At 71.4% G+C, this 8789-nt stretch carries 8 protein-coding genes; 1 reads left to right on the forward strand and 7 read right to left on the reverse strand.

Going from position 1 to position 8789, the window contains the following annotated elements:
• Positions 1–403: hypothetical protein (locus DBR36_RS15305; protein WP_181373633.1), on the forward strand; the 403-nt coding region annotated here is incomplete at its 5' end.
• A gap of 78 nt (positions 404–481) precedes the next feature.
• Here the strand turns inward: DBR36_RS15305 and DBR36_RS15310 are convergent.
• The 7 genes from DBR36_RS15310 to DBR36_RS15340 all read right to left on the reverse strand — a co-directional run.
• The gene (locus DBR36_RS15310; RefSeq protein ID WP_108320592.1) at positions 482–1738 is read right to left on the reverse strand and encodes an alpha-hydroxy acid oxidase; all 1257 of its coding nucleotides are present in this window, start codon (positions 1736–1738) and stop codon (positions 482–484) included.
• Positions 1739–1852: 114 nt separating this feature from the next.
• Positions 1853–2698, reverse strand: coding sequence for a transglutaminase family protein (locus DBR36_RS15315; RefSeq protein ID WP_108320593.1), 846 nt, complete (start codon positions 2696–2698; stop codon positions 1853–1855).
• A 43-nt stretch (positions 2699–2741) separates the two neighbouring features.
• On the reverse strand, positions 2742–3674 hold the full coding sequence (locus DBR36_RS15320) for an alpha-E domain-containing protein (RefSeq protein ID WP_108320594.1): 933 nt from the start codon (positions 3672–3674) through the stop codon (positions 2742–2744).
• A complete protein-coding gene (locus DBR36_RS15325; protein ID WP_108320595.1) occupies positions 3668–5410 on the reverse strand; it encodes a circularly permuted type 2 ATP-grasp protein in 1743 nt (580 codons plus the stop codon). The genes DBR36_RS15320 and DBR36_RS15325 overlap by 7 nt, the downstream gene beginning before the upstream one ends.
• A gap of 153 nt (positions 5411–5563) precedes the next feature.
• Positions 5564–6745 carry a zinc-dependent alcohol dehydrogenase gene (locus tag DBR36_RS15330; RefSeq protein WP_108320596.1) on the reverse strand — a complete coding sequence of 394 codons (1182 nt, stop codon included), beginning with the start codon at positions 6743–6745 and terminating at the stop codon, positions 5564–5566.
• An 86-nt stretch (positions 6746–6831) separates the two neighbouring features.
• Positions 6832–7551, reverse strand: a complete 720-nt coding sequence (locus DBR36_RS15335) for a glycosyltransferase family 2 protein (RefSeq protein ID WP_108320597.1) — start codon at positions 7549–7551, stop codon at positions 6832–6834.
• A partial coding sequence (locus DBR36_RS15340) for an SAM-dependent methyltransferase (RefSeq protein WP_108320599.1) occupies positions 7551–8789 on the reverse strand: 1239 nt, incomplete at its 5' end. The genes DBR36_RS15340 and DBR36_RS15335, both read right to left, overlap by 1 nt.

Genomic DNA, 8789 nt, shown 5'->3' on the forward strand with positions numbered 1-8789 from the left:
CCTCGCCGTGACGGTGGCCGCTGTCGTGGCCGTCGCCGCCGGCAGTACGCCCGCGTGGGCGGCGTGGTCGAGCCCCACCGGGACGTCGGCGTCGATCACCGCCGCGCGGGTCGTCGCGCCCGTGGTCACCTCGTGCTTCGAGCCGCCCTTCGACGGCGTCTGGATCGCGTGGCGGTACGACGGCGCCGACCCGGTGCGTTTCGACATGCTCGTCGACGGGCGCACGGTGGTGAGCGGCATCGCGTCGACGACGCGCAGCGCCCGCGTGCCCTCGTCGGCGGTCTCGGGCCTGCTGCGCACCTCGTACGTCAGCGTGCGCGCCCGCGTGGGCGAGTCCTGGACCGCGGACTCCGCGACGTCGGCGCGTGTGACGTCGTTCCTCGGCTTCACCTCGTGCGGCTGAGGCGCCGCCGCGTGCGGTGGTCGGGGCAACGATGCGGGAGTGGTGGGACTCCCCGTAGCGACCGCTCCCTGCGGGCGCTCAGACCCGCGTTCCGGCGCCCTGCTCGCCCACCGGCACGAGGCGCGTGAGCTGGGTGACGTGGCGCGGTTCGAGCTCGGCGAGCGAGGACACCCCCAGCAGGGTCATCGTGCGCTCGATCTCGCTGCGCAGGATCTCGATGGTGCGGTCCACACCCTGACGCCCACCGGCCATGAGGCCGTAGAGGTAGGCCCGGCCGATGAGGGTGAACTTCGCCCCCAGGGCGATGGATGCCACGATGTCGGCGCCGTTCATGATGCCCGTGTCGACCATCACCGTGGCATCCTTGCCGACCTCGCGCACGACCTTCGGCAGCAGGTGGAAGGGGATCGGGGCGCGGTCGAGCTGGCGGCCGCCGTGATTGCTGAGCACGATGCCGTCGACACCCCGGTCGACCAGGCGCGCGGCATCCTGGACGTTCTGCACACCCTTGACGACGATCTTGCCCGGCCACATGCCGCGGATGAGGTCGAGGTCGTCGTAGCTGATCGTGGGGTCCATCGCGGCGTTCAGCAGCTCGCCGACCGTACCGCCGGTGGTGCTAAGCGAGGCGAACTCCAGCTTTGGGGTGGTGAGGAAATCGATCCACCACCAGGGGCGCGGGATGGCGCTGACGATCGTGCCGACCGTCAGCTGCGGGGGGATCGAGAAGCCGTTGCGCTTGTCGCGCAGACGCGCACCCGCGATGGGGGTGTCGACGGTGAAGTGCAGGGTGTCGAACCCGGCCGCAGCGGCGCGCTCCACGAGACCGTACGAGATCGAGCGGTCCTTCATCACGTACAGCTGGAACCAGTTGCGACCGGTCGGGTTCGCCGCCTTGACGCCCTCGATCGAGGTGGTACCCAGCGTCGACAGGGTGAACGGAATGCCGGCGGCCGCCGCCGCGGACGCCCCGGCCGTCTCGCCCTCGGTCTGCATCAACCGCGTGAAACCGGTGGGCGCGATGCCGAACGGCAGCGCCGACGGCCCGCCGAGGATCTGGCACGACGTGTCGACGTCGGCCGCGGGCCGGAGGATGTCGGGGTGGAACTCGACGTCCTCGAACGCCCGCCGCGCGCGGTCGAGCGACAGCTCGCCCTCAGCCGCGCCGTCGGTGTAGTCGAACGCCGCCTTGGGCGTGCGGCGCTTGGCGATCGTCCGCAGGTCGTTGATCGTGAGCGCGGCGTCGAGGCGGCGTTTGCGCGCGTCGAGCTCGGGCTTCTTGAACTGCATGAGCTCGAGGAGCTCACCGACCTTCGGCAGCTGACGCTGAACCATGGGGGATCTCGCTTTCGTGTGGTCTGACCACAGCGTACGCCCCACCCGACGCCTCGGGAACCCCCTCGACCCCCGACGCGCTCGGCTCACCGCCGCCCGTCAGCGGCCCGCGCCTCACGTCTCGCGCGTGATCGTCACCTTGACCTTCAGGTTGCTCTTGCCGGGCCCGGCGTACACGCCGCGCAACGGCGGGACGTCGTTGTAGTCGCGACCGCGACCGACGAGCACGTGCCGGTCGCCGATCTCGATGTTGTTGGTCGGGTCAAAGCCCTGCCAATCACCGGCGAACCACTCCACCCACGCGTGCGACTCCCCCGTCACGGCCTCGCCGACCTCGGCGGACGGTTTGGGGTGCAGATAACCCGACACGTAACGGGCGGGGATGCCGACCTCGCGCAGCGCCCCGATCGCGATGTGCGCGATGTCCTGGCAGACGCCCTTGCGGGCCTCCCACGCGTCGATGGCGGTCGAGGTCACACCCGTCACGCCCTGCATGTACTCGATCGCGTCGCCGATCGCCTCGGCGATCGCGTGCGCAGCGGGGCCGGGCCGGTCGTGCTGCGCGGCGATCGAGCGTGCCAGCTCGGCCACCTCGGCGTGCGGCGCGGTGCGGCGGGTCTGCGTCAGTTGCTCGACCGTCGAGATCGAGCGTCCCGCCTCGGCGGCGAGCTGCTCCCACGTGATGTCGGCGTGCTCGATGGGGCGCGGGCGCACCTCGATGAGCGAGCGCGCCGTGATCGTCAGCGACGAGTGCGGCGACAGCACGTCGAAAGCCGCCACCCGGGTGCCGAAGTAGTCGACGTACTGGTTGACCGACGTCGACGGCTCGATGTCGAGCGACGAGCTCAGCACGAACTGACTCTCGGTCGAGTGCGGCAGCATGCGCGCCTCGTTGTACGACGCGACCACGTCGCCCGGATACACGAACCCGGTCTGGTGTTCGATGCGCAGTCGCTTCATCGCGTCGTCCTTTCGGCGGCGGGTGCGTGAACCTGTCGGGGGTTCACGAGATCTCCCCGATCCAGCTCGGCTCGGCCTGCGTCGGGAAGAACCGCGAGCGGATCGCCTCCGACGCCTCGCGCGTGACCGTCTGCACGCGCTGCATGTGCTCGGGCAACTCGGCGAGGATGTCGCTGACCGGGCGGTACTCGAGATCGTTGCGGATCTGGCCGAGCGCACGCAGCACGGTGTTGGAGTGCCCGACGCGGTCGGCCCGGGGGTCGATCGCGCTCATGCAGTCCTCGGCCCGCTGGATCGAGTAGATGATCGAGCGCGGGAACAGGCGGTCCAGCAGCAGGAACTCCGCGGCGTTGCGAGCACTCGGCATCCCGCGATACGTGCGCAGGTACGCCTCGTAGGCGCCGCACGAACGCAGGATCGTCGTCCACGACGGCCCCGAAACCTCGGTCAGCGAGCGGGTGGCGAGCAGACGCGCGGTCATGTCGGTGCGCTCGATGCTGCGGCCGAGGGTGAAGAACTGCCACGCCTCGTCGCGGTTGGTCGACGAGTCGACGATCCCGATCGCGAGGGCCGCGCGCTCGCGCACCCACTGGAAGAACTCGTGCACCTTGTCGGTCTGCAGGCGCCGCGGCATCCGCGAATTCGTGGTGTTGAGGATCTCCCACAGCTCGGTCGAGACGATCTCGCGCGCCCGGCGGGCGTTCTCGCGCGCCGCGGTGAGCGAGTACGCGATGCTCGACGGGTTCATCCGGTCGACGGCCAGACGCGCGAGGACGTCGTCGCGGCGCACCGTGTCGACGTTCTCGGGCCAGGCCGAACCCATGACGCTCAACAGCGACCGGCAGGCGGTGTCCTCGTCGATCCACGGGTCCTCGAGCAGCAGCTGCAGGTGCACGTCGAGGATGCGGGCGGTGCCGTCGCTGCGCTCGATGTACCGCCCGATCCAGAACAGGCTCTCGGCGATCCGGCTCAGCATCCCGACACCCCTTCGTCCTGCTGCATCGCCTGCTGCTGCTGCTCGGCCTGCGGTCCGTGCTGCACCGTGGCATCCTGCTGCTGCTGCTCCTGCTGCTCCTTGCCCGAGGGGCCGGTGCCCGGCCGCGGGTCACGCGGCGAGGTGGCGGGTGCGGGTTGCCCGTCGTAGATGATCGGGATGGCCTCGGTCACCGCCGCCTGGTCGGCGACCAGACCCGAGACGCCGTTGCCCTGGCCGTACTCGACGTGCGAGGGCGCGGATCCGCCGACGACCCACGTGTCCTTCGACCCCCCGCCCTGGCTGGAGTTGACCACGAGCTGCCCCTCGGGCAGCGCCACGCGGGTCAGACCGCCGGGGAGCACCCAGATGTCGTCGCCGTCGTTGACCGCGAAGGGCCGCAGGTCGGCGTGACGGGGGCGCATGCCGTCCTCGACGAGCGTCGGGATGGTCGAGAGCATGACGACCGGCTGGGCGATCCAGCCGCGCGGGTCGGCCTTCAGGCGCTTGCGCAGCGCGTCGAGCTCGGCGGGCGAGGCGTCGGGGCCGACGACCAGGCCCTTTCCGCCGGAGCCGTCGACCGGCTTGACCACGAGCTCGGGCAGGCGGTCCAGCACCTCTTCGAGCGCGCCCGGGTCTTCGAGGCGCCAGGTGTCGACGTTCTTCAGGATCGGCTCCTCGGCGAGGTAGTACCGAATCAGGTCGGGCACGTACGTGTAGAGCAGCTTGTCGTCGGCGACGCCGTTGCCGACCGCGTTGGCGATCGTGACGTTGCCCAGGCGCGCGGCGAGCATGAGCCCGGGCGCACCGAGCATCGAGTCGGCGCGGAATTGCAGCGGGTCGAGGAAGTCGTCGTCGACGCGGCGGTAGATGACGTCGACGCGCTGCGGTCCGCGGGTGGTGCGCATGAACACCTTGCCGCCGATGCACAGCAGGTCGCGGCCCTCGACGAGCTCGACGCCCATGAGGCGCGCGAGCAACGTGTGCTCGAAGTACGCCGAGTTGTACACGCCCGGCGTCAGCACGACGATGTTCGGATCGTCGATCCCGGGCGGGGCCGAGGCGCGCAGCGCCGCGAGCAGCTTGTTGGGGTAATCGCCGACGGGACGCACGCGCATCGACACGAACAGCTCGGGCAGCGTCTGCGCCATGACGCGGCGGTTCGAGATGACGTACGAGACGCCAGACGGCACGCGCACATTGTCTTCGAGCACGCGCATCTCGCCGTGCTCGTCGCGGATCAGGTCGATTCCCGACACCTGGATGCGCACGCCGTTGGCACTGCGGATGCCGGCGGCCTGGCGATAGAAGTACTGCGACGACGAGATCAGACCCGCGGGCAGGATGCCGTCGCGCACGCAGTGCTGATTGCCGTACGCGTCGTCGAGGAACGCCTCGAGCGCTCGGACGCGCTGCTTCACGCCGGCCTCGATGCGCGACCACTCGTCGTACGCGATGACCCGGGGCACGGCATCCAGGGGGAAAGGCCGCTCCTCACCCGCGAAGTCGAACGTGACGCCCTGCGCCAGGTACGAACTCGCCAGCGATTCGGTGCGGCCGCGCAGCTCCTCCTGGGTCATCTGCGCGAGCGTCTGGTACAGCTCCCGGTACGCCTCGCGAGAGGGGGCGGCGCCCCCGGCCGTGGCCGGGGCGCCGAACATCTCGTCGTACGCCGGGATGCCGGAAGCGGTCTTGCGCGGCGCCAACGTGGAGCCGTAACCGTCGAACAGGTCACCCATGCCACGACTCTACTCAGCGCCGTGTTGCCGGAACGTTTCCCACCCGCCGCGTCACACACCGCCACCCGCGGGAGTCGCCGGAATCCGTCGCTTCGACGCGCACGACGGCGACAGGACGTGGCGACTCACGCGGGGCGGGGGTGGGCGTGCGGGTCAGGTGCCGGGGCGCAGCACCACCTTGATGCAGCCGTCCTCTTTCTTCTGGAACGTCTCGTACAGGCCGGGGGCGTCCTCGAGCGGGGCGTGGTGGGTGACCAGATCCATCACGCCGAGCGGATCGGCGGGGTCCTCGACGAGCGGCAGCAGGTCGTCGATCCAGCGCTTGACGTTGCACTGGCCCATGCGCAGGTTCAGCTGCTTGTCGAACATGGTCTTCATCGGCAGCACGTCCGCCTCGCCGGCGTAGACGCCGCTGAGCGACACGGTCCCGCCGCGGCGCACGAGGTCGATCGAGGCGTAGACCGCCGCGAGCCGGTCGATGCCGGCCTTGTCCATGAGCTTTCGCGCGAGGGCGTCGGGCAGCAGACCGACGGCGTTCTGGGCCAGCTTCGCGCCGCCGTTGCCATGGGCCTCCATGCCGACGGCATCCACGACCCCGTCCGCACCGCGCCCCTCGGTGAGGTCGATCAGTTCGTCGACCACCGTGTCGGTCAGGTCGTAGGTCAGGATGCCGTGGCGCTCGGCCATCGCGCGACGGTCGGCCTCGGGCTCGATCGCGAGGACGCGATAGCCGAGGTGCACGCCGATGCGCGCCGCGAACTGCCCGACCGGGCCGAGCCCCATGACGGCGAGCGTGCCGCCCTCGGGAACGTTCGCGTACTGCACGCCCTGCCACGCCGTGGGCACGATGTCGCTGAGGAAGAGGTAGCGGTCGTCGGGCAGGTCGTCGCCCACGCGGATGTGGTTGTAGTCGGCCAGCGGCACGCGCAGGTATTCGGCCTGGCCGCCCGGCACCTGGCCGTACAGCTTGGTGTAGCCGAACAGCGCCGCGCCGCTGCCGTACTCGCGCACCTGCGTCGTCTCGCACTGGGACTGCAGGCCGCGTCGGCACATGAAGCAGTGACCGCACGAGATGTTGAACGGCACGACGATGCGGTCGCCGACGGCGAGATTCGTCACGGCCGAGCCCACCTCGACGACGACGCCCATCGGCTCGTGACCGAGCACGTCGCCCTTGTCGATGAACGGGCCGAAGAGCTCGTACAGGTGCAGGTCGGAGCCGCAGATCGCGGTCGAGGTGATCTTCACGATCGCGTCGGTCGGTTCGAGGATCTGCGGGTCGGGGACCTCTTCGACGCTCACGTTGCGCGTGCCCTGCCAGGTCAGTGCCTTCATGGTGATGCCTTCCGTTCCGGGGATGCCCAGTGTGCGGCGGGGGGACTCGGGATGCCGAGGTGGTTGACGAACCCCCTCCCGCGGTGTCACGCCCCGGTGCCGGCCAGCGGCGGAGCGTCGATCCAGGCGTGCACGCGATCGAGGAACGCGGCGTAGCCGCCGGGCGTGCGCCCGGTGAAGCGTCCCGACGTCTCGACCTCGTGCGCGTCGCTCGCGCGCACCGTCGCTCCGATTTCGCGCGCGGCGCGCACCAGCGCGACGTCCTCGTGCTCGACCAGGTCGTGGATGCCGCCGGCGGCGACGTACGTTTGCGCCCGCACGCCGAGGTTCGCGCCGTGCACGTTGCCGGCCGGGCGTCCGCGGTGGTGCGTCGACCGCCAGTAGGCGGCGTGGCGGGCGCTGAGGTCGGCGAAGTCGGGACGGACGGTGCCGAGCACCAGATCGACCCCCTGCGCGGCCAGATCGAGCTGATGGGTGATCCAGTCCGCGGGCACGACGGTGTCGGCATCCGTCAAAGAGATCCAGGTCTCTTCGAGGGGGATGCCGAGGCCCTCCAGCCCGTGGGCGACGCCCACCCGCCGGGCGGTGCCCACGGCGCGGGCGGCGATCTCGACGATCTCGACCGGCCACCGCCGCGCCTGCACCGCGGTGGTGTCGGCGCACGCGTCCAGCACCAGGACGACCCGCACCCGCAGCCGCGGATCGCGCTCGCGCGCGCGGGCCACGGCGCGCATGACCGAGGCCAGGCAGCGACCGATCAGCGCCTCTTCGTCGTGCGCGGGAATCGCGACCACCACGGCCCGCATCAGACCAGGCCCGCCTCGGCGGCGACGGACGGGGCTCCCACGCGTCCGAAGACCTCGAGGACGAAGTCGTCCTCGACGTGCCGCACCAGCCGCGCCAGCTCCGGAACGGCCGCCAGGGCGGCGTGCACCTCGTCGCCGGTGAGCGGATACTCCGCGACCGGGTGCCGCCAGTGGCAGGCGACCACGTGACCGTCGGGGTCGAGCGCGGCCACGGCGGCCGCCAGTCCGCGCTCGAGGTCTGCAGCGCCCCAGTAGTACGCGACTTCGGACAGCACGATCAGGTCGAAGGTGCCCTCGGGCCACTGCTGCGGAAGGAGGGCTCGACGCAGCTCGACATGCGCCTGCGCGGCCAAGCGCTGCCGGGCGCGCGCGAGGGCGGCCTCGGACAGATCGACCGCGAGCACGCGGTCGGCGCGCGCGGCGAGCGCCGCGGTGAGGGCTCCCGTCGAGCACCCCGCCTCGAAGACCGCGCGGTAGTGCCGCCGCGGCAGCGCGGCGAGCACGGCGGCGCGCTTGCGCTCCTCGTACCAGCGCGAGTCGAAGCCCCACGGGTCGTCATGGCGGGCGTACATGTCGTCGAAGTAGTCGGCACCGACGGAGGCGGGGTCGGCCTCCGTCTCGGTCGGCCGCACCTCGGGGGCGGCGGCGGGGTGCGTCGCGCCCGGCTGCCCCGCGGGCGCGGGCGCGGGCGCGGCGTCCGCTCGCGCGACCGGGGCGAAGAACACCTCGACGTCGCGGGCGAAGTGCGCGCGCATCCCGGCGTGCAGCATCGTCTCGTCGCCCGGGGCGTCCGACAGCGGAGCGATCTGGCTGCGGTGCGCGCCGAGAGCGCGGGCCTTCGCCGTGACGGCGTCTCTGCCGAGCGGCGCGCGTTCCGCGCGGTCCCACGGCACGTCGTCGGGCATCCCCCAGTGCCAGAGCCAGATCGGAAAGGCCCGGTGCCGGGCGCCGCGAGCGGCGGCGACCTGCTCAGCGACCTCGCCCACGACGCGGTGGTCGTGGTGGCCATCGCCCCGCCAGGTCGACAGGACGAGAACGCGCCGCGCGTCGCCGCGCCGCAGCAGGGCGTCGAGCGTCTCGGCGATGACCCGGCGGTGCGCGCCGGTCGCGGCATCCGGCAGCCCCAGAAGAACGGGAAGACCCTCGACGCCGATCCGATCCATCGCCTCGGCCAGCTCGGCGCGGCGACGTCGGGCGAGCCCCAGGGGCGAGTGGGTGGGCGAGGCAGGGTGCGATTC

It is taken from the genome of Microbacterium sp. HMWF026 (assembly GCF_003061325.1).
Lineage (GTDB): Bacteria > Actinomycetota > Actinomycetes > Actinomycetales > Microbacteriaceae > Microbacterium > Microbacterium testaceum_E.

Excerpts from the sequence above, each read along its gene's own strand:
- DBR36_RS15330 (WP_108320596.1), bottom strand. The coding sequence starts at position 6,745 with ATGAAGGCACTGACCTGGCAGGGCACGCGCAACGTGAGCGTCGAAGAG.
- DBR36_RS15310 (WP_108320592.1), bottom strand. The coding sequence starts at position 1,738 with ATGGTTCAGCGTCAGCTGCCGAAGGTCGGTGAGCTCCTCGAGCTCATG.
- DBR36_RS15325 (WP_108320595.1), bottom strand. The coding sequence starts at position 5,410 with ATGGGTGACCTGTTCGACGGTTACGGCTCCACGTTGGCGCCGCGCAAG.
- DBR36_RS15315 (WP_108320593.1), bottom strand. The coding sequence starts at position 2,698 with ATGAAGCGACTGCGCATCGAACACCAGACCGGGTTCGTGTATCCGGGC.
- DBR36_RS15320 (WP_108320594.1), bottom strand. The coding sequence starts at position 3,674 with ATGCTGAGCCGGATCGCCGAGAGCCTGTTCTGGATCGGGCGGTACATC.
- DBR36_RS15335 (WP_108320597.1), bottom strand. The coding sequence starts at position 7,551 with ATGCGGGCCGTGGTGGTCGCGATTCCCGCGCACGACGAAGAGGCGCTG.